This is a genomic window from Mesorhizobium yinganensis, assembly GCF_040081985.1.
GTDB classification, from domain to species: Bacteria; Pseudomonadota; Alphaproteobacteria; order Rhizobiales; family Rhizobiaceae; genus Kumtagia; species Kumtagia yinganensis.
In genome coordinates, this window is sequence record NZ_JBEBMH010000002.1 from 408202 (window position 1) to 425872 (window position 17671).

Annotated in this window: 20 protein-coding genes and 1 pseudogene; 7 read left to right on the plus strand and 14 right to left on the minus strand. The window is 63.9% G+C overall.

Going from position 1 to position 17671, the window contains the following annotated elements:
- Both ABMA59_RS05485 and ABMA59_RS05490 read left to right on the plus strand, forming a co-directional pair.
- Positions 1 to 804, plus strand: coding sequence for a protein-disulfide reductase DsbD domain-containing protein (locus ABMA59_RS05485; protein ID WP_349004296.1), 804 nt, complete (start codon positions 1 to 3; stop codon positions 802 to 804).
- Positions 805 to 888: 84 nt separating this feature from the next.
- Positions 889 to 1374, plus strand: a complete 486-nt coding sequence (locus ABMA59_RS05490; RefSeq protein WP_349004297.1) for a peroxiredoxin — start codon at positions 889 to 891, stop codon at positions 1372 to 1374.
- Between the two features lie 16 nt (positions 1375 to 1390).
- On the opposite strand, the gene rnhA is transcribed toward ABMA59_RS05490, so the two are convergent.
- The 11 genes from rnhA to coxB form a co-directional block, all read right to left on the minus strand.
- Complete coding sequence (gene rnhA / locus ABMA59_RS05495) at positions 1391 to 1945, minus strand: ribonuclease HI (protein WP_349004647.1); 555 nt, start codon at positions 1943 to 1945, stop codon at positions 1391 to 1393.
- Positions 1939 to 2898, minus strand: a complete 960-nt coding sequence (locus tag ABMA59_RS05500; protein WP_349004298.1) for a homoserine kinase — start codon at positions 2896 to 2898, stop codon at positions 1939 to 1941. The genes rnhA and ABMA59_RS05500 overlap by 7 nt, the downstream gene beginning before the upstream one ends.
- Positions 2899 to 2901: 3 nt before the next feature.
- The gene (gene ispH, locus ABMA59_RS05505; protein ID WP_349004299.1) at positions 2902 to 3912 is read right to left on the minus strand and encodes a 4-hydroxy-3-methylbut-2-enyl diphosphate reductase; all 1011 of its coding nucleotides are present in this window, start codon (positions 3910 to 3912) and stop codon (positions 2902 to 2904) included.
- Positions 3913 to 3954: 42 nt separating this feature from the next.
- On the minus strand, positions 3955 to 4716 hold the full coding sequence (locus ABMA59_RS05510; protein WP_349004300.1) for an SURF1 family protein: 762 nt from the start codon (positions 4714 to 4716) through the stop codon (positions 3955 to 3957).
- Between the two features lie 2 nt (positions 4717 to 4718).
- Positions 4719 to 5105 (minus strand): DUF983 domain-containing protein, encoded by a 387-nt coding sequence (locus tag ABMA59_RS05515; RefSeq protein ID WP_349004301.1) that lies wholly within the window; start codon positions 5103 to 5105, stop codon positions 4719 to 4721.
- A gap of 143 nt (positions 5106 to 5248) precedes the next feature.
- Positions 5249 to 6139 carry a cytochrome c oxidase subunit 3 gene (locus ABMA59_RS05520; protein WP_349004302.1) on the minus strand — a complete coding sequence of 297 codons (891 nt, stop codon included), beginning with the start codon at positions 6137 to 6139 and terminating at the stop codon, positions 5249 to 5251.
- Between the two features lies 1 nt (position 6140).
- Positions 6141 to 6764 (minus strand): cytochrome c oxidase assembly protein, encoded by a 624-nt coding sequence (locus ABMA59_RS05525; RefSeq protein WP_349004303.1) that lies wholly within the window; start codon positions 6762 to 6764, stop codon positions 6141 to 6143.
- Positions 6765 to 6767: 3 nt separating this feature from the next.
- Positions 6768 to 6923 carry a hypothetical protein gene (locus ABMA59_RS05530; RefSeq protein ID WP_349004304.1) on the minus strand — a complete coding sequence of 52 codons (156 nt, stop codon included), beginning with the start codon at positions 6921 to 6923 and terminating at the stop codon, positions 6768 to 6770.
- 5 nt (positions 6924 to 6928) lie between these two features.
- The gene (locus tag ABMA59_RS05535; RefSeq protein ID WP_349004305.1) at positions 6929 to 7873 is read right to left on the minus strand and encodes a heme o synthase; all 945 of its coding nucleotides are present in this window, start codon (positions 7871 to 7873) and stop codon (positions 6929 to 6931) included.
- 71 nt (positions 7874 to 7944) lie between these two features.
- A complete protein-coding gene (gene ctaD / locus ABMA59_RS05540) occupies positions 7945 to 9600 on the minus strand; it encodes a cytochrome c oxidase subunit I (protein WP_349004306.1) in 1656 nt (551 codons plus the stop codon).
- A 44-nt stretch (positions 9601 to 9644) separates the two neighbouring features.
- Positions 9645 to 10514 carry a cytochrome c oxidase subunit II gene (coxB, locus tag ABMA59_RS05545; protein ID WP_349004307.1) on the minus strand — a complete coding sequence of 290 codons (870 nt, stop codon included), beginning with the start codon at positions 10512 to 10514 and terminating at the stop codon, positions 9645 to 9647.
- Positions 10515 to 10783: 269 nt separating this feature from the next.
- Here coxB and ABMA59_RS05550 point away from each other — a divergent pair, with 269 nt between their 5' ends.
- Both ABMA59_RS05550 and fae read left to right on the plus strand, forming a co-directional pair.
- A complete protein-coding gene (locus ABMA59_RS05550) occupies positions 10784 to 11296 on the plus strand; it encodes an invasion associated locus B family protein (protein WP_349004308.1) in 513 nt (170 codons plus the stop codon).
- 105 nt (positions 11297 to 11401) lie between these two features.
- The gene (gene fae, locus ABMA59_RS05555; RefSeq protein ID WP_349004309.1) at positions 11402 to 11941 is read left to right on the plus strand and encodes a formaldehyde-activating enzyme; all 540 of its coding nucleotides are present in this window, start codon (positions 11402 to 11404) and stop codon (positions 11939 to 11941) included.
- A gap of 143 nt (positions 11942 to 12084) precedes the next feature.
- On the opposite strand, the gene ABMA59_RS05560 is transcribed toward fae, so the two are convergent.
- The 3 genes and pseudogenes from ABMA59_RS05560 to ABMA59_RS05570 form a co-directional block, all read right to left on the minus strand.
- Positions 12085 to 12372, minus strand: coding sequence for an addiction module antidote protein (locus tag ABMA59_RS05560; RefSeq protein WP_349004310.1), 288 nt, complete (start codon positions 12370 to 12372; stop codon positions 12085 to 12087).
- A 134-nt stretch (positions 12373 to 12506) separates the two neighbouring features.
- Positions 12507 to 12668, minus strand: a pseudogene (locus tag ABMA59_RS05565) (type II toxin-antitoxin system RelE/ParE family toxin); the annotation flags it as partial.
- A 97-nt stretch (positions 12669 to 12765) separates the two neighbouring features.
- Entirely contained in the window at positions 12766 to 13128 is a 363-nt protein-coding gene (locus ABMA59_RS05570) for a VOC family protein (RefSeq protein ID WP_349004311.1), read from the minus strand.
- Positions 13129 to 13245: 117 nt separating this feature from the next.
- Here ABMA59_RS05570 and tldD point away from each other — a divergent pair, with 117 nt between their 5' ends.
- The 3 genes from tldD (at position 13246) to ABMA59_RS05585 (ending at position 17425) form a co-directional block, all read left to right on the plus strand.
- Positions 13246 to 14661, plus strand: coding sequence for a metalloprotease TldD (tldD, locus tag ABMA59_RS05575; RefSeq protein WP_349004312.1), 1416 nt, complete (start codon positions 13246 to 13248; stop codon positions 14659 to 14661).
- A 278-nt stretch (positions 14662 to 14939) separates the two neighbouring features.
- A complete protein-coding gene (locus ABMA59_RS05580; protein ID WP_349004313.1) occupies positions 14940 to 16271 on the plus strand; it encodes a protease in 1332 nt (443 codons plus the stop codon).
- Positions 16268 to 17425 carry an MFS transporter gene (locus tag ABMA59_RS05585; protein ID WP_349004314.1) on the plus strand — a complete coding sequence of 386 codons (1158 nt, stop codon included), beginning with the start codon at positions 16268 to 16270 and terminating at the stop codon, positions 17423 to 17425. The genes ABMA59_RS05580 and ABMA59_RS05585 overlap by 4 nt, the downstream gene beginning before the upstream one ends.
- The last annotated feature ends 246 nt before the right edge of the window (positions 17426 to 17671 follow it).

A 17671-nucleotide genomic window follows, 5' to 3' on the forward strand; every position in this document is an offset into this window, starting at 1 on the left:
ATGATTTTCTGGAAGGTCTCTCTCGCTTCGGCCGTGATCATCGCCGGCCTCACGGGCGCAGCCTCCGCATCGTCCAGTCCCTGGATCGACGTGCAGGGCGGGCGCGTCAGGCTGGTGACCAGCGGGGGGCCCAATCAGCATGGCATCCTCAGCGGTGCCCTGGAGATCGATCTCGCGCCGGGTTGGAAGACGTATTGGCGCGATCCCGGCGATGCAGGCGTGCCGCCGACGATCGACGTGAGCGCGAGCGCGAACATCAAAAGCGCCGAACTCGACTTCCCGGCTCCCGAACGCCATGACGAGGGCGATTTTTCCTGGGCCGGTTACGACCGGCCCGTGAGCCTGCCGGTGCGCTTCAGCCTGGAAGATCCATCCAAGCCCGCGTCGGTCCGTGCGAGCATATTCCTCGGCGTCTGCGAGACGATCTGCGTGCCGGTGAAGGCCGACATCGCGATCGATCCCGCCGCGGATCCCGACAACCAGGACGATGCGGCGACCGTGAAGGCGGCCCTGGCCGATCTCCCGGCACCGGCGACATCGGATTTCGGCCTGCGCATCGTCGGGTTCGAAGAGGACAAGCTTGTGGTCGAGGCCGTCTTTCCCAGCAGCGGGGAAGACGCCGATATCTTCATCGCGGCCGAGGACGGGTATGCGTTCGAGGAACCCAAACGGTCGCGGAAGGATGGCCGGACGTTTTTCACCATGGGAGCGTCAAGGCCGGACACACATCCGTCATCCGGCGGGATGCACTATACGCTCGTCACGAAGGCAGGCGCGGTTAGCGGCATTCTTCCCTATTTTTGATCGTGTCCAGCGTCCGCTGATTGCGGGAAGACCGGAGACAGCGTAGTCCAGCGCGGTCTTCCCAGGAACAAGTTCGAGGAAACCATGACGATATCCGTTGGCGACAAACTGCCCGAGGCAAGCTTCAAGGTCCTGACCGCGGACGGCGCCAAGACGCTGACCACCGCCGATGTCTTCTCCGGCAAGAAGGTCGTGCTCTTCGCCGTGCCCGGCGCGTTCACGCCGACCTGCAGCAACAACCACCTGCCTGGTTATCTCGAGAACCATGACGCCATCCTGGCGCGCGGCGTCGACAGTATCGCCGTGCTCGCGGTCAACGATCTGCATGTCATGGCCGCCTGGGCGCGTTTCACCGGCGCCGAGGGCAAGATCCTGTTCCTGGCCGACGGCAACGGCGATTTCGTGAAGGCGATCGGCCTCGACATGGATCTCAGCGCCGGCGGCCTCGGCCTGCGCTCCAAGCGTTTTTCGATGATCGTCAATGACGGCAAGGTCGAGGCGCTCAACATCGAGGACGCCCCCGGCCAGGCGGTCACATCAGGCGCCGCCAAGCTGCTCGCACAGCTTTAAGGCTATCCCGCAAGCTTCAATAACTCTGGGTCGAGCGCCGCGGTCTTCGCGGCGCGGGCTTGGCCGGATCGCTTGTAGAAGCAGCCGCCGGACCTGGTATCGTGGGCGCTGCCCCTGGAAAGCGCGGCGCCTTCTTCTTGAAAGGCGCCATGCCCATCCGCGCGAGTTCGTCGGCCCGCTCGTTCTCCGGATGGCCAGCGTGGCCCTTGACCCAGTGCCAGACCACCTTGTGGCGGCGGGTGGCCTCGTCGAGCGCCTGCCACAGTTCGGCGTTCTTCACCGGCTGTTTGGATGCCGTCTTCCAGCCGTTCTTCTTCCAGCCATGGATCCAGCTCGATATGCCGTCGCGGACGTAGTTGCTGTCGGTGTAGAGGTCGACAGTGCAGGGCTCCTTGAGGGCGTTCAGGCCCTCGATCGCCGCCATCAGTTCCATGCGGTTGTTGGTCGTGTCCGCCTCCCCGCCGGACAGTTCCTTGACCGTGCCGTTGAAGCGCAGGATCGCGCCCCAGCCGCCCGGGCCGGGGTTGCCCGAGCAGGCGCCGTCGGTGAACATCTCGATCTGTTTCACAATCCGTACTCCGTCGCCGAACGGATCTGCCGGTGGAACCGCAGCCGGCGGATGAATTCGTGGGGGTCGCGCTTCTGCACCAGCGCGCCGTCGGGGATGGTCAGCCAGTCGTAGAGGCGCGTCAGCATGAAACGCAGCGCCGAGCCGCGCGCCAATAGCGGCAGCGCCTCGACCTCGGCGGTTTCGAGCGGCCGCACGCCGCGATAGCCGGCGAGCAGCGCCGTACTCTTGGTCAGATTGTAGGAATTGTCCTTCTCGAAGCACCAGGCGTTGAGGCAAGTGGCGAGATCGTAGGCATAAAAATCGTTGCAGGCGAAATAGAAGTCGATCAGCCCCGACAGCTTTTGACCAAGGAAGAACACGTTGTCGGGAAACAGGTCGGCGTGGATGACACCCGACGGCAAATCCTTCGGCCAGTCGCGCGCGAGTTCGGCGAAATCGCGGTCGACCTCGGCCACGAGCCCCGGTTCGACCTCGTCGGCGCGGCCGCGCGCGCCGGCCCAGAGTTTCCGCCAGCCGTCGATCTGCAGGGCGTTCGGCCTTGTCAGCGGGAAATCCGCGCCGGCGACGTGCAGCGCAGCCAGCGCCTTGCCGACCTCGCGGCACTGCGCGACGGTCGGCCGGCGCATCCACATGCCTTCGAGGAAGGTGATGAGCGCGGCCGCGCGGCCGGCAAGCTCGCCGATGATGGCGCCATTCTTGCGATTCACGGGCAGCGGGCAGACGATTCCCTTCCGGGCCAGATGATCCATCAGCCCGAGGAAAAACGGCAGGTCGTCACGCTCCACACGCTTCTCGTAGAGCGTCAGGATGTAGGCGCCGGTCGAGGTGTGAAGCAGGTAGTTGGAGTTCTCCGAGCCCTCGGCGATCCCCTTGTAGGAAAGGAGTTCACCGACGTCGTAATGCGCGAGGAAGGCCTGGAGTTCTCCTTCCGAAACATCGGTGTAGACGGCCATTTTCTATCTGTTTCCGTTCACGAAGGCCATGTCGGCCGCTGTCAGTTCGACATCGCGGAGCGCCCGCATCACCGGAAAGTTCTCGAGTTCCGTGGCGGTGATGGCGAGATCGACCGTCACGTCGAAACGCGCCCGGAAAGCGTCGATGATCTCGTCGACGATGATTTCCGGCGCCGACGCTCCCGCCGACAGGCCGAGGGTCGATATCTCGCCGACCTCGTCCCACGGAATTTCCGAGGCGCGCTGCACCAGCAAGGACATCTTTGCGCCGGCGCGCTCGGCCACTTCGACCAGGCGTTTCGAATTGGATGAGTTCGGCGCGCCGACGACGAGGAAGAGGTCGGAGCCGGGCGCGGCTTCCTTCACCGCTTCCTGGCGGTTGGTGGTCGCGTAGCAGATCGATTCCGCCGCCGCCGCGTGAAGTTCCGGAAAGCGCTCCTGAAGCGCACGGATCAGACCGGCGGTGTCCTCGACCGACAGCGTGGTCTGGGTGACGAAGCCCAGCGCCGAAGGGTCCGCCGGCTCTAATGCTGCAACGTCGGCCTCCGTCTCGATCAGCGTGACGGCGCCCTCCGGCAACTGGCCCATGGTGCCGATGACCTCCGGATGGCCGGCGTGGCCGATCAGCAGCACATGCCGGCCGAGGCGCTGGTGGCGCATCGCCTGCTTGTGGACTTTCGAGACAAGCGGACAGGTCGCATCGAGATAGAACAGGTTGCGCTGCTCGGCATCAGCGGGCACCGACTTCGGCACACCATGCGCGGAAAAAACGACGGGAGCGTCGCGATGCTCCGCCGGGATCTCGTATAGTTCCTCGATGAACACCGCGCCGAGTTGCTGCAAACCCTCGACCACATAGCGGTTGTGCACGATCTCGTGGCGGACATAGACCGGCGCGCCGTATTTCTTCAGCGCCAGCACGACGATCTGGATGGCGCGGTCAACGCCCGCGCAAAAACCGCGCGGCTGGCAGAGCCGGATCGTCAGAGGAGGCTTGTTGGCGGGTGCGAGCATGATGGTTTCCGGCGCCGACTTGAAGGGTCGACCCCTGCCCTGTCAAGGCGTGGCGGCGTCGCGCTGCCTGCGCCGGCCGTAGAGCCACAGGAAGACGACGCCGACCAGCGCCGCAGCCAGCCCATACCAGGTCAGCGCGTATTGCAGATGATTGTTGGGCAGGTCGATCATGGTCACGCCGCCGATCGGCAGGCCGCCGGGATTGGGCGTCGAATCGGCATCGATGAAGAAGGGGAGCACCGTCGCGCGGCGCGGCAGGCCGGCCGTCGCGGCCATGACGTCGAGATCCTTCCAGTAGAAGATGTTCTTGGCCAGGTCGTTGTCGGGAACCAGATAGGACGGCTTTCCGTCGAGCCGGTTGCGTGACAGCCCCTTGACGGTCACCTCGCCCTCGACCGCCGAGGCCGGACGGCTGGCTGGCTCCTTCAGTTCGTAGGGCACGAAGCCACGATTGACGAAAACGAAGCGGCCGTAGGGCAACCTCAGCGGCGTGTAGATGTAGAAGCCGGAACGTCCCTCATAGGTTGCGAAGAAGTGCCGTTCCGCGCTGTTGACGAAGGTGCCGCGCACCTCGACCGGCCAATAGTCGACATCGCCGCCTCTTCGGTACTGCGCCTCGATTGCATCGACGGAGGACGGCGGCGCGGAAATCCGTTGCTGGATGGTGGCGATCAGCCCTTCCTTCCATTGCAGCCGCTGCAACTGCCAACTGCCAAGCGCCACCAGAACGGCAAAGGCGATCAACGCCAATACCATCAGCAACCATGGGACCGGCCTGTCGGCACGCTTTGGGTTTACGGCCATGCTCACTCCGGCCGGTCGAGCCGGCCTTCCGCCGCCCTGTTGCGGTATTGCAGCGTGATCAGCACGCCCTTGATCAGGCGAAGCGCCGTGAGACATAGCGCGATGGTCAGCGGTATCCACAGGATGAAATGCAGCCAGAGCGGCGGATTGAGCGTGACCTCCATCCACAGTGCCAGGCCGACGACAATGAAGCCGATGATGAGAATGACGAACACCGCCGGCCCGTCGCCGGCATCCGCGAAGGAATAGTCAAGCCGGCAGATGCCGCATCGCGGCGCAACCGTCAGGAAACCGGAGAACAGCCGCCCCTCTCCGCAACGCGGACAGCGTCCCTTCATACCCGCGGCGACGGGGTCGACGGGCGGCCAGTGTGCCTTGTCTTCGGACACCTTCACATCTCCTTCGCCTTACAAGGCAAATCAACGCCTTTGGCCATCGCGCCGTCCGTCGAAAAATCTCCGACTTTCACATTCCCGAAAAGCCGAAGGGCGGCCATGTTTCCATGACCGCCCCCGTCTTTATCACTAAGGGTTCAATGTCCGTGCGCGATCGTCGCTCCGGATGACGCCCAGACATAGATGCTGGCGAACAGGAAGAGCCAGACCACGTCGACGAAATGCCAATACCAGGCGGCCGCCTCGAAGCCGAAATGCTGCTTCGGCGTGAAGTCGCCGCGCATCGCCCGGATCAGGCAGACCAATAGGAAGATCGTGCCGATGATCACGTGGAAGCCGTGGAAGCCGGTCGCCATGAAGAAGGTGGCGCCGTAGATCGAATCCTTGAAGCCGAACGGCGCGTGGATGTACTCGTAGGCTTGCACGAAGGAGAACAGCAGGCCAAGCGCGACCGTCAGCACCAAGCCGTTGACGAGACCCTTGCGGTCGCCGTGGATGAGCGCGTGGTGCGCCCAGGTGACCGTCGTGCCCGACAGCAGCAGGATAACCGTGTTGTAGAGCGGCAGGTGGAAGGGGTCGAGCACCTCGATGCCCTTCGGGGGCCATACGCCGCCGGTGAATTCGGTGCGGGCATATTGATGCACCTCGTTGGGGAACAGGCTGGCATCGAAGAAAGCCCAGAACCAGGCGACGAAGAACATCACCTCGGAGGCGATGAACATGATCATGCCGTAGCGCAGATGCAGCGACACGACACGGGTGTGGTGACCCTCGTGCGCTTCCTTGATCGTGTCCGACCACCAGGAGAACATGGTATAGAGGACAACCAGCACGCCGATCGCGAAGATGAAGTAGCGGGCGCTGGACAGTTCGAGACCGAACAGATGCAGGCTGCCGCCCTTCATGTGCTGCATCCAGGCGACGCCGCCGACCGCCATGAGCAGGGCGCCGACGGAGCCGATGAACGGCCACGGGCTGGGGTCGATGATATGGTAGTCGTGGTTCGGTTTCGCGTGCGCGTCTGCCATGTCAGCCCCCGATATTTTCGTCGGCAGTTTTACCCGTCTTGCCGGTCGCGTCCACCGCCTTGGCGGGGGCCGGCTCGACCGGGAAGAGGGTATAGGAAAGGGTGATGGTCTTCATGCTCTTCAGTTCCGGCACATCGTCTATCGCCGGATCGACGTAGAACACAACCGGCATCTTCAGCGTCTCGCCGCCGTTCAGCGTCGTGTCGGTGAAGCAGAAGCATTCGACCTTGTTGAAATAGGCGCCCGCCAGTTCGGGCGTGACGTTGAAGGTCGCGCGCCCGGCCGACGGCCGGTCGAACAGGTTAGTCGCCTGATAGGCGATCTCGGTTGTCTCACCGATCTTCATGGTGACGTCGCGCTGTACCGGCTGGAAATCCCATGGCACGCCGCCGGACACGTTGGCGTCGAAGCGAACGGTGATCTGCCGGTCGAGGATGCGATCCGAATATTGCGTGACCCGCTGGGTCGTGCCGCCGTAGCCGGTCAGCTTGCAGAACATGGCGTAGAGCGGCACCGCGGCATAGGCGGCGCCCACCATGCCCGCGAAGAACGCCACGCACACCGCTGCGACCACGCGGTTCGAGCGTTGCGTCCGGACGTCGAGCGTGGGTGTCGCACCTGCCATCGTTCAGAAACTCCGCTCGATGACGGCCGGCCCCAGGCGCACGATGCTGACCACATAGACGACGAGGACGAAGGCGCCGAGCGCCAGCGCGATCGCCACGGAGCGGTTGCGGCGCGCCCTGAGCTGGGTTTCGGTCGGCTTGACGGTTTCGAGTTCCATCTTCGCTATACTCCCGGCATCGCCAGCGCGCGCTCTATGACCTTGTCGGCCAGATAGGCGGCAAAGACCGCGAACAAATAGAGCAGCGAATAGGCGAACAGCATTTTTGCCGGCCGCATCACAGGGTCGGCGTCGGCCATGCGCAGCACCTGCCAGGCGTAGAAGACGAAGCCCGCACCAAGCGCGGCGGCAACTACGCCATAGCCCATACCGACATAACCCAGCACCCAGGGCAGCACGCCGACCAGCGCAACCACCACCGAATAGGCGAAGATCTGGCGGCGAGTCGACGCGATGCCGGCGACGTTCGGCATCATCGGGATGCCGGCGCGACCGTATTCATCGGCCTTGAACAATGCGAGCGCCCAGAAATGCGGCGGCGTCCACAGGAAGATGATCAGGAAAAGAACGATCGGCTCCAGGCTGACGGAACCGGTCGCGGTGGCCCAGCCGATGATCGGCGGGAAAGCGCCCGCGGCTCCGCCGATGACGATGTTCTGCGGCGTCGAGCGCTTCAGCCACATCGTGTAGACGACGGCGTAGAAGAAGATGGTGAAAGCGAGCAGAGACGCCGCCAGCCAGTCGACGAACACGCCGAGCGTCATCACCGAAAGCACGGAAAGCACGAGACCGAAGGCCAGCGCCTCGCCCGGCTTGACGCGGCCGCTCGGCACCGGACGGCCGACCGTACGCTTCATCAGCCGGTCGATATCGGCATCGTACCACATGTTCAGCGCACCCGACGCGCCCGCGCCGATGGCAATCGACAGGATCGCGGTGATCGCGATGAAAGGATTGACCGCGACAGGCGCGGCCATGAGGCCGACAAAGGCTGTGAACACCACCAGCGACATGACGCGCGGCTTGAGCAGCGCGAAGAAGTCGCCGGCCGTCGCTTCCGACATGCCGGCGCTGCTGTCTTCCAGTGCTGTTTTCTCGACGAAAGCCATGCGTAAGAAATTCTTTTCCGTTTGGCTGCGACCGCCGGCCATTGCCGGCGGCGTGGTCTTTCAAGCGGCCGTTACTTGATCCTCGGCAGTTCCGACCACTGGTGGTAGGGCGGCGGCGAAGAGAGCTGCCATTCCAGCGTCGTGGCGCCCTCGCCCCACGGATTGGCGCCGGCGATGCGCTTCTTCGAGAAGGCCTCGAAGATACCATAGAGGAACACGAACACGCCGAGGAACGACAGGTACGAGCCGTAGGACGACACCATGTTCCAGCCGGCGAAAGCGTCGGGATAGTCGATGTAGCGGCGGGGCATGCCGGCGAGGCCGAGGAAATGCTGCGGGAAGAACACCAGGTTCACGCCGACGAAGGTGATCCAGAAGTGGGTGCGGGCTATCAGCGGCGAATACATGTAGCCGGTCATCTTCGGGAACCAGTAGTACCAGCCGGCGAAGATGGCGAACACGGCGCCGAGCGACAGCACGTAGTGGAAGTGCGCCACCACGTAGTAGGTGTCGTGCAGCGAGCGGTCGAGGCCGGCATTGGCGAGTTGCACGCCGGTGACGCCGCCCACGGTGAACAGGAAGATGAAGCCGATCGCCCACAGCATCGGCGTGCGCATGGAGATCGAGCCGCCCCACATGGTGGCGATCCAGGAGAAGATCTTCACGCCCGTCGGCACCGCGATGACCATCGTGGCGAAGACGAAGTAGCGCTGCGTGTCGAGCGAGATGCCGGTCGTGTACATGTGGTGCGCCCACACGACGAAGCCGACCGCGCCGATGGCGACCATGGCGTAGGCCATGCCGAGATAACCGAACACCGGCTTCCTGGAGAAGGTCGAGATGATGTGGCTGACGATGCCGAAGCCGGGCAGGATCAGGATGTAGACTTCCGGGTGACCGAAGAACCAGAACAGATGCTGGAACAGGATCGGGTCACCACCGCCGGCCGGGTCGAAGAAGGTCGTGCCGAAATTGCGGTCGGTGAGCAGCATGGTGATGCCGCCGGCCAGCACCGGCAGCGACAACAGCAGCAGGAAGGCGGTGATCAGCACCGACCAGGCGAACAGCGGCATCTTGTGCAGCGTCATGCCGGGAGCGCGCATGTTGAAGATGGTGGTGATGAAGTTGATCGCGCCGAGGATCGACGAGGCGCCGGCGATGTGCAGCGAGAGGATCGCCAGGTCCATGGCCGGACCGGGCTGGCCGGAGGTCGAGAGCGGCGGATAGATCGTCCAGCCGCCGCCGACGCCGTAGGCACCGGCCGCGCTCGGCACGAAAGCCGACAGGATGAGCAGGATGAAGGCGGGCGGCAGCAGCCAGAACGAGATGTTGTTCATGCGCGGGAATGCCATGTCCGGCGCGCCGATCATGATCGGCACCATCCAGTTGGCGAAGCCGCCGATGAGGGCCGGCATGACCATGAAGAAGATCATGATCAGCGCGTGCGCGGTGGTGAAGGCATTGTACATGCTCTTGCCGCCGTCGACCGCCGCGTCTCCGGTGACGCCATAGACCATCTCGGCGAGGCCGGTGAAGATCTGGATGCCCGGCTCTGCCAGTTCCCAGCGCATCATCACCGAGAGGAAGCCACCGACGATGCCGGCCATAATCGCGAAGATCAGGTAGAGCGTGCCGATGTCCTTGTGGTTGGTCGAATAGACCCAGCGCGTCCAGCCATACGGCTTGTGTTCGTCATGATGGTCGTCGTGAGCTGCAGCGCCTGCCATGTTCCGCTCCGTTCCCTAATCCTTGGTACTTGCCGCGCTTTGCGTCAGTTTCCGGCGACCGAAACCGCCTGCGGTCCGTCGACCTGAGCCATCAATGCCTTATTGGCACCGTTCAGGTCGGTGCGGGCAGCGGTCAGCCAGGTATTGTATTGCTCATCCGACACGACGCGGATGGCGATCGGCATGAAGGCATGGTCCTTGCCGCAGAGCTCGGAGCATTGGCCGTAATAGAGGCCTTCCTTCTCGGCGTTGAACCAGACCTCGTTGATGCGGCCAGGCACGGCGTCTGTCTTGATGCCGAAGGCGGGCATGGCGAACGCATGGATCACGTCGGCGGCCGTGACCAGCACGCGCACCGTGGTCTTCACCGGCACCACGACCTCGTTGTCGACCGCGAGCAGGCGCGGATATTTTGCTTTATCCTCCTTGCCGGCCGCCGCGCGGTCGGCTTCCTGCAGAATCGCCGCATTAAAGGAAAGCGGCTGCTCGATCTGATATTCGTAGTCCCAGTTCCACTGGTTGCCGGTCGCCTTGATGGTGAGCCTGGCCTCTTCCGGCGGATTGTACTGGGCGGTGAGCAGTTGGAACGACGGAATGGCGATGGCGAGCAGCACGACCACGGGCCCGACCGTCCAGATGATTTCGATCAATGTGTTGTGGCTGGTCCGCGACGGCGTCGGGTTCACGCTCGCCCGGAACTTCAGGATGCAATAGGTGAGAAGGGCCAGCACCAGCAGCGTGATCGGGATGATGAACCAGAGCGTGTAGCGCTCGAACCATTCGATCTGCTCCATGATCGGCGTCGCCGCCGCCTGGAAGCGCCACTGCCAGGGATGCGGCTGGTCCGCCATGGCGGCCACGGCCGAACCAAGGATGAGTGCCGAAGCGCCGGCGCCGGTCAGGATTCTCTTCATCACCCTCTTCAACTCCCTTCGATGCCCGTCGCGCATCGACATGGTCCCGGGACGGAATCCCGAGCGCCGGTTTTGGTGGTTCAAACCATACTCTGTTTCCGACCGCAAGGAAGGAGGGCGGGGTGGTCTGCGGCATTTTTGCGCGCGGCTTGCGATGGTGGAATGGCGAAATCCGTTCAAATCCACGTCGGCGGCTGGTCGGACCTAGCACTTGTCCTATAGTTGCCATCATTGCGGCGGAAAGCGCCTTGATTCGCAACGGAGCCTCCATGAGACCCGGCCTTTCAAAAGCCCTGGCAACCCTTCTGGGTGCCGCGACCCTGTTCATCGCCCTGCCCGCTTCTGCCCAGCAGAGCGGCAAGGTGAAAGAAACCCACGGCGCGTGGTCGATCATCTGCGACACGCCGGCCGGGGCCACCGCCGAACAGTGCGTGATGATGCAGAATGTCATCGCCGAGGATCGCCCGGAGATGGGCCTGTCCGTCGTGGTGCTGCGCACCGCCGACAACAAGGCCGAGATTCTTCGTGTGCTGGCGCCGCTAGGCGTGCTGCTGCCCAATGGACTCGGGTTGAATGTCGACGGAAAAGACATCGGCCGCGCCTATTTCGTGCGCTGCTTCGGCGACGGCTGCTACGCCGAGGTCATCCTCGAAAAGCCGCTGCTCGACACGCTGAAGACCGGCAAGGCCGCCACCTTCATCGTCTTCCAGACACCGGAGGAAGGAATCGGCATTCCGGTCGATCTGTCGGGATTCGGCGAGGGATTTGCCGCCTTGCCCTGAGGACGCCGCGGCAGACACCTACCCAAAATACCCATTTCTCACCGCAGGCTCTGCCCGTCTTTGGCTGCCTCGGATGAACAGCAACCCACATTCGAGAGGATATCCATGACCGACATCTGGCTGCGTACCGGCGAAGCGACCGTTCTGGCCGTCGAAGGCCAGGCCACCGATGCCATGCCCGAAGTGGTGATCGGCTCGATCCGGGGCCCGGTCGGCCAGGCCTTCGCGTCGATGATGGGACAGGTGAAGGGCCACACCCGCATGTTCGTGGTGCGCGACCTTAACCAGGCGGTCAAGCCGCCGACGATGATGACGACCAAGGTCACCATCAAGAGCATGGCCTATGCCGAATTGCTCGGCGGCGTGGTGCAGGCCGCCATGGGCGACGCCATCGTCGATTGCCTCGCGGAAGACATCCTTCCCCGCGACCAGGTGGACGATCTGTGCATGATCATCACGGTCTGGCTCGATCCGCGCTGCGCCGACGACGAGAACCTCGACCGCAAAGACCTCTACCGGACCAACTACGAAGCAACGAAGCTCGCCATCGCCCGCGCCATGAAGGGCGAGCCGACGGTCGAGGAACTCATCGCCAACCGCAAGACGGTAAAACACTACGCGCTGGACGGCGTGATCGATTATTGAGGTCAAAAGGGGCAAAGGGCGGCGGGGCTGAGGACAATCGCCGCGTATGCCCGAAGGGGCGCCGCTTGCCGCTCCCCCTAATATCCAGGGTTCTGCGCGAGCTCCCAGTCGAAGTTGTGGCCTTACACGAACGACTTAGGAGCCTAAGTCGCCGGAACAGCGGACAGCCGCAGGCCTATGGCCTTCATCACCTTGGCGACTGTTGCAAATTCCGGACGCCCCTCCTCGCTCAAGGCGCGATAGAGGGATTCTCGTGACATCCCGGTCTCCTTGGCGATCTGGGTCATTCCGATGGCACGGGCGACGTCACCCAACACTGCAGAAATAAGTGCCGGATCGCCATCCTCCATCGCCGCATCGATATAAGCGGCGATGGCCTCGGGGCTATCGAGATGCTCAGCCGCATCCCATTTCGTTGTCTCGATCGCCATTTTTCACTCCTTCCATCTCGCGGCGATGGCCTTGGCCGATTCGATATCCGAAGCTTGGGTCGACTTGTCGCCACCGCGAGCAGGACGATCAAAAGGTCGCCGCGCTTTAGCAGATAAACGCGATACCCTGGACCGTAATCGATCCTCAGTTCACCGATACCGCCGAAAAATTTCGCATCGCCCAGATTGCCAAGCGACATCCGCCTGATGCGGACGTCAATCCTCGCCTTGGCACCAACGTCTCGCAACCTCGAATACCAGGTCGCGTATTCTCTGGTCTGGCGAATTTCAGGCATTGCGATATGTAGCCTACAGGCTACATATCGTCAAGAGCCGAGGTTCGACAGCTTTGTTCGGGCAAGGTGGCTGACGCCTCCAATCGGAACCTCTGACCTACCTCGGCTCAAACAGCTTGACCACGTTTCCCGAAGGGTCTTCGCAAAGAATCTGTTTGCCGCCGGGGCCTTCCACGATGTCATTCCGGAACCGCACGCCCTGCGCGCGCAAGGCGGCGCTGAACCGGGCAATATCCTCGACTTCCAGGACGAAGCGATTCCAGCCGCCCGGTTCGGGCTTCCGACCGTCGGGCATCGGTCTCGCGGCGGAAGCCGTCGGGCCGGCGAGCCACAGCGTAAGGCCGTCGCGCGTCAGGATCGCTATCGCGGGAAACTGCTGCTTCACGGCGAAACCCAGATGCCTGATGTAGAAGGCGGCAGCCGCTTCGACATCGCTGACCAGATAGCGCACGGTAGTCATCGCATCGCCTCCTCGATCACGAGCGAAACGCAGACATATGTGCCATTTGCCGCGCTTGCGCTGGAAAGTGGAACTCGGAGAGACTAGATCAAGTCCTTCGCAAAGCGAGACTCCCGAATGCCCACGCCGCTGACCCAAAAATTCGACATCCCCGAGAGCCGCCTCAAGGAGATCGTCGCCGAAACCATCTCCGGCGCCGACGATGGCGAGCTGTTCCTCGAATACAGCGAGAGCGAAGCGCTGATGTTCGACAATGGCCGGCTGAAGACGGCCAATTTCAACACCGGCGAAGGGTTCGGCCTGCGCGCCGTGGCCGGCGAGGCTACGGGCTACGCGCATTCGAGCGAACTTTCGCATGCGGCCCTGCTGCGCGCTTCCGATGCCGTATCGGCGGTCAAGGGCGGTTATTCCGGTACGCTGGCCGAAGCGCCGCCGCGCACCAACCGCCACCTCTACGGCGAGGAGAACCCGACCGGGTCGCCGTCCTTCGAGGGCAAGGCGAAGCTGCTGCAGGAAATCGACGCCTGGCTGCGCGCCGAGGATCCGCGCGTGCGGCAGGTGACGGCGTCGCTGGTGTCGTCGTGGCAGCAGGTCGAGATCGTGCGCGCTGACGGGCAGATGGTGCGCGATATCAGGCCGCTGGTGCGCATGAACGTCTCCGTGGTCGTCGGCGACGGCGACCGCCAGGAATCCGGCTCCTACGGCATGGGCGGCCGGAAGGGGTTTGGCGAGTTCCTGGTCGAGGATTCTTGGAAGCACGCCGCGAAAGAAGCGCTGCGGCAGGCGCTGGTCAATCTGGAAGCCATTCCCGCCCCGGCCGGCACCTTCGACATCGTGCTCTCGTCCGGTTGGCCGGGCGTGATGCTGCACGAGGCCGTCGGGCACGGACTGGAAGGCGATTTCAACCGCAAGAAGACCTCGGCTTTCGCCGGACTGATGGGCCAGCAGGTCGCGGCCAAGGGCGTCACCGTCGTCGATGACGGTACGATTTCGGAGCGGCGCGGGTCTCTGACCGTCGACGACGAAGGCACGCCGACCAACCGCACCGTGCTGATCGAAGACGGAAAACTCGTCGGCTACATGCAGGACCGGCAGAACGCACGGCTGATGGGCATGAATGCCACCGGCAACGGGCGGCGCGAAAGCTACGCGCACCAGCCTATGCCACGCATGACCAACACCTACATGACCGCCGGCGACTATCCGCCGGAAGAAATTATCGCCTCGGTGAAGAACGGCGTCTACGCCGTCTCCTTCGGCGGCGGGCAGGTCGACATCACGTCAGGGAAATTCGTGTTCGGCTGCACCGAGGCCTACATGATCGAGGATGGCAAGGTGACCCAGCCGATCAAGGGCGCCATGCTGATCGGCAACGGGCCGGACGCCATGCACCGCGTTTCCATGGTCGGCAACGACATGAAGCTCGACACCGGCATCGGCATGTGCGGTAAGGCCGGACAGGGCGTGCCGGTCGGCGTCGGCCAGCCGCATCTGCGCATGAACCAGATGACGCTGGGCGGCACGCGGGTCTAATGCAGTCGCATCCAACGGCCTCATTCTACCGGGCCGGTCGGATGCGACACGCTTTAGGCGCGGGTTCGCCGACGGCCGGCGGCTTCTTCCTGCGGATGAACCAGCCGGGCGCCATCTTTCCTTAACGCTTTCCCCGATATGCCTAGCGTCCGGCAGGTTGCAGGATGCCAGGCCGTTTTGTTCCTGGATTGAAACGCCCCGGACATTCCCGCCACAGCTTCGACGCGACGGCCCTCTGCGGCAGGCCGAGGCGGGCTGCCGGCATTTTGGACGGGGAAATGCTCAAACTGGCGTTCTTGCTGATCGGGCCGCGGGCGTTCCAGTCACGATGGTATGTCGTGGCGGGCCTTGGCATCGCGCTCATCGCGCTCGCCCTGCTTTTGGCCGTCAACGCATCCGCGGGGATCACCGGCTTCACGCGCGACGTGCTCGGCCTTGTGTTCATCGCCAACGGTGCCCTGTCGCTCGCAGCCGGTTTTCTCGGCCATATCCGAGCTACCGCGAGGCTGGCGACGATCCTGAAAGCGACGGGGTTCGTGCTCATCGGGGCGCTCCTGATCGGCCTTTCCGAGCACGCCGACAGCGCCTCCGCCATCCTCTTCGGCCTGGCGTTCGCCCTGGACGGAGCCTGGCGCCTTACCTTCGCGCTGGTCGTGCGCTATCCGCGCTGGCGCGCAATGGTGCTCGTGGCGGCGGTGGAACTGCTGCTCGCGCTTGCCATCCTCGCTCAATGGCCGATCGCCCAGGACCGCAGCGTGCACCTGTCCATCGGGTTGCTGCTCGCGCTGTGGGGCTGGCTGCTCGTTCGGCTGGGGGTGATGCTGCGCACCCTGGAAAGCGAGGTGGCGCTGCTGGCGCTGCCTCTGTTCGCCGGGCGCGGCTGGTACGACAACGCGCCCGTGCTGGTCGATCCCGACGAGGTCGAGGCGGTGGAACACCCGCTCACTGTGCGGGTCTGGACTCCGGTCGGGTCGGCCTACAAGGCGGAGCGCCGCCTGCTGGTCGATCGCTACATCGCAGCGATCGACGGCAACGGGGTCATCTCGACTGGTCACGCTGCGATCGAGATGCAGCCGGACCTCTACATCAGCCACTATCCAGACCAGGAAGTGGACAGGTCACAGAGCGATTTCCTGGCGAGGCTGCGCGGCACCTCCGAGAATGACTTCAAGGGCCGGTTCCAGCCGAGCTACGAGCATGAATGCGGCGAGTGGTGCCCGGCGGATGCCTCGGTCGAGTTCAGGAACTACAATCCGCGCCGGCTCAGGGCGTTCTGGGCCGGCTACAAGCAGGACGATTCCTACAATCTGACCAACCGCAACTGCTCGGTTCTCGTCGCCTCGGCGCTGGACGCCGCATTGGAGGGATCGCTTGCAAGCAGGTTCGCCTGGCTTCGCTTCGCCGGTCTGCTGGTCAACCCAGATATGTGGATCGCGGCGGCGATCTGCCAGCGCGCCGATTCCATGACATGGACGCCGGGCCTCGTGCTCGACTACGCCAACACGATGGCCCGTATCGTCGAGGCACGGGAGACGAACTGGACCGTGCGCTTCGCAGGTTTTGTGCGCCATGTCCGGTTGTCGGATGGAAAGGCGGCGCAGCCCTCATGAGCGCAGCGGCGGATCTGAAAGCGAAATCGACGCTGGCCGGGCGCGCCGCGGTGATCGCGACGGCGACCATGTTCGGCCTGACCTACAGTCTCAGCGCCGCGCTGATCGCACTCGACCTGACCGCGCGCGGACTTGGAGAAGCCGTTGTCGGCGCCAATGCGGCGATGCACGCCGTCGGCGTGCTGATCGTCGCGGTCATCCTGCCTCGCCTCGTGGCGATCGTCGGCATGCGGCGGCTCGTCGTCGTCGCGCTGGTGACAGCAGCGGTTGCGCTTCTCGCCTTTCCGGCGCTGCCGCTGATCTGGCTATGGTTCCCGCTGCGCCTCTTGCTCGGCATGGCCTCGGAAATCCTGTTCGTCCTTTCCGAGACATGGACCAACAGCTTGAGCACGGAGGAGACCCGCGCCCGCTCCATGGCCGCCTACACGGCCTCGCTCTCGGTCGGGTTCGCACTCGGTCCGCTCATCCTCTCGGTGGCCGGAACGGGAGGGTTCGCCCCCTATGCGATCGGAGCCGCGGTGGCGCTGGCATCGATCCTGTTCGTCATCTCGCCGCTGGCGGAGGAGCCCATGTTCGAGAAGCCGGAGGCCGGCGGCGTCCTGCGCTTCATGCGCCTCGCGCCGGTCGCGATGGCAGCGACCGTCCTCAATGCCGCCATCGAGACTGCGGGCCTCTCCTTTCTCGCGATCTACGCCATCAATCTCGGCTGGCCGGAAGGTCAGGCGACGCAGTTGATGTCGTGCATGATGATCGGGGCGATCCTGCTGCAGCTTCCGATCGGCTGGCTCGGCGACAAGATGGACCGGCGCAAGCTCCTGGTCGCGCTCGCGGCCATCGCTGCGGGCGGAGCCCTGATCTGGCCGCTCGCGCTTCGGAACGAGATCGTCACCTATGCCGTGCTGTTCGTCTGGGGCGGCGGCTTCGTCGGCATCTACACGATCATGCTCACGATCGTCGGCAGCCGCTTCAAGGGGACGGAACTGGTCGGCATCTACGCAGCCATGGGCCTGATGTGGGGTATCGGAGCTCTTGCCGGCCCGCTGCTGTCGGGGGCTGCCATGCAGATGACGACGCACGGCCTGACCTTCTTCGCCGCCGCCGCCTGCGCCGCGTTCATGGTGTTCGCGATCCTGAGGGGCCGAAGGGAAGGCTGAAACGTGTCAGTTCATATCCACGAGGCCGGCGACTTCGGCAGGCTGCCTTTGGGGGTCCACGACCACCAGCCGAGCTTTCGACGGTTGCGCCCAGCGCCTAACGCTCGATGGACTCAGGCGTAGACACGGGAACGGGTGGCCTCCAGATAGGCAAGAACCTCCGCTTCCTTGCCTTCCCGCACAAGTTCAGAGGCGGTTTTGCCTGCCTACCCCGGAATTGGCCGATGCGTGAACCAGATGGCAGCA

Excerpts from the sequence above, each read along its gene's own strand:
- ABMA59_RS05485 (WP_349004296.1), top strand. The coding sequence starts at position 1 with ATGATTTTCTGGAAGGTCTCTCTCGCTTCGGCCGTGATCATCGCCGGC.
- ABMA59_RS05490 (WP_349004297.1), top strand. The coding sequence starts at position 889 with ATGACGATATCCGTTGGCGACAAACTGCCCGAGGCAAGCTTCAAGGTC.
- ABMA59_RS05500 (WP_349004298.1), bottom strand. The coding sequence starts at position 2,898 with ATGGCCGTCTACACCGATGTTTCGGAAGGAGAACTCCAGGCCTTCCTC.
- ispH (WP_349004299.1), bottom strand. The coding sequence starts at position 3,912 with ATGCTCGCACCCGCCAACAAGCCTCCTCTGACGATCCGGCTCTGCCAG.
- ABMA59_RS05510 (WP_349004300.1), bottom strand. The coding sequence starts at position 4,716 with ATGGCCGTAAACCCAAAGCGTGCCGACAGGCCGGTCCCATGGTTGCTG.
- ABMA59_RS05520 (WP_349004302.1), bottom strand. The coding sequence starts at position 6,139 with ATGGCAGACGCGCACGCGAAACCGAACCACGACTACCATATCATCGAC.
- ABMA59_RS05525 (WP_349004303.1), bottom strand. The coding sequence starts at position 6,764 with ATGGCAGGTGCGACACCCACGCTCGACGTCCGGACGCAACGCTCGAAC.
- ABMA59_RS05530 (WP_349004304.1), bottom strand. The coding sequence starts at position 6,923 with ATGGAACTCGAAACCGTCAAGCCGACCGAAACCCAGCTCAGGGCGCGC.
- ABMA59_RS05535 (WP_349004305.1), bottom strand. The coding sequence starts at position 7,873 with ATGGCTTTCGTCGAGAAAACAGCACTGGAAGACAGCAGCGCCGGCATG.
- ctaD (WP_349004306.1), bottom strand. The coding sequence starts at position 9,600 with ATGGCAGGCGCTGCAGCTCACGACGACCATCATGACGAACACAAGCCG.
- coxB (WP_349004307.1), bottom strand. The coding sequence starts at position 10,514 with ATGAAGAGAATCCTGACCGGCGCCGGCGCTTCGGCACTCATCCTTGGT.
- ABMA59_RS05550 (WP_349004308.1), top strand. The coding sequence starts at position 10,784 with ATGAGACCCGGCCTTTCAAAAGCCCTGGCAACCCTTCTGGGTGCCGCG.
- fae (WP_349004309.1), top strand. The coding sequence starts at position 11,402 with ATGACCGACATCTGGCTGCGTACCGGCGAAGCGACCGTTCTGGCCGTC.
- ABMA59_RS05560 (WP_349004310.1), bottom strand. The coding sequence starts at position 12,372 with ATGGCGATCGAGACAACGAAATGGGATGCGGCTGAGCATCTCGATAGC.
- ABMA59_RS05570 (WP_349004311.1), bottom strand. The coding sequence starts at position 13,128 with ATGACTACCGTGCGCTATCTGGTCAGCGATGTCGAAGCGGCTGCCGCC.
- tldD (WP_349004312.1), top strand. The coding sequence starts at position 13,246 with ATGCCCACGCCGCTGACCCAAAAATTCGACATCCCCGAGAGCCGCCTC.
- ABMA59_RS05580 (WP_349004313.1), top strand. The coding sequence starts at position 14,940 with ATGCTCAAACTGGCGTTCTTGCTGATCGGGCCGCGGGCGTTCCAGTCA.
- ABMA59_RS05585 (WP_349004314.1), top strand. The coding sequence starts at position 16,268 with ATGAGCGCAGCGGCGGATCTGAAAGCGAAATCGACGCTGGCCGGGCGC.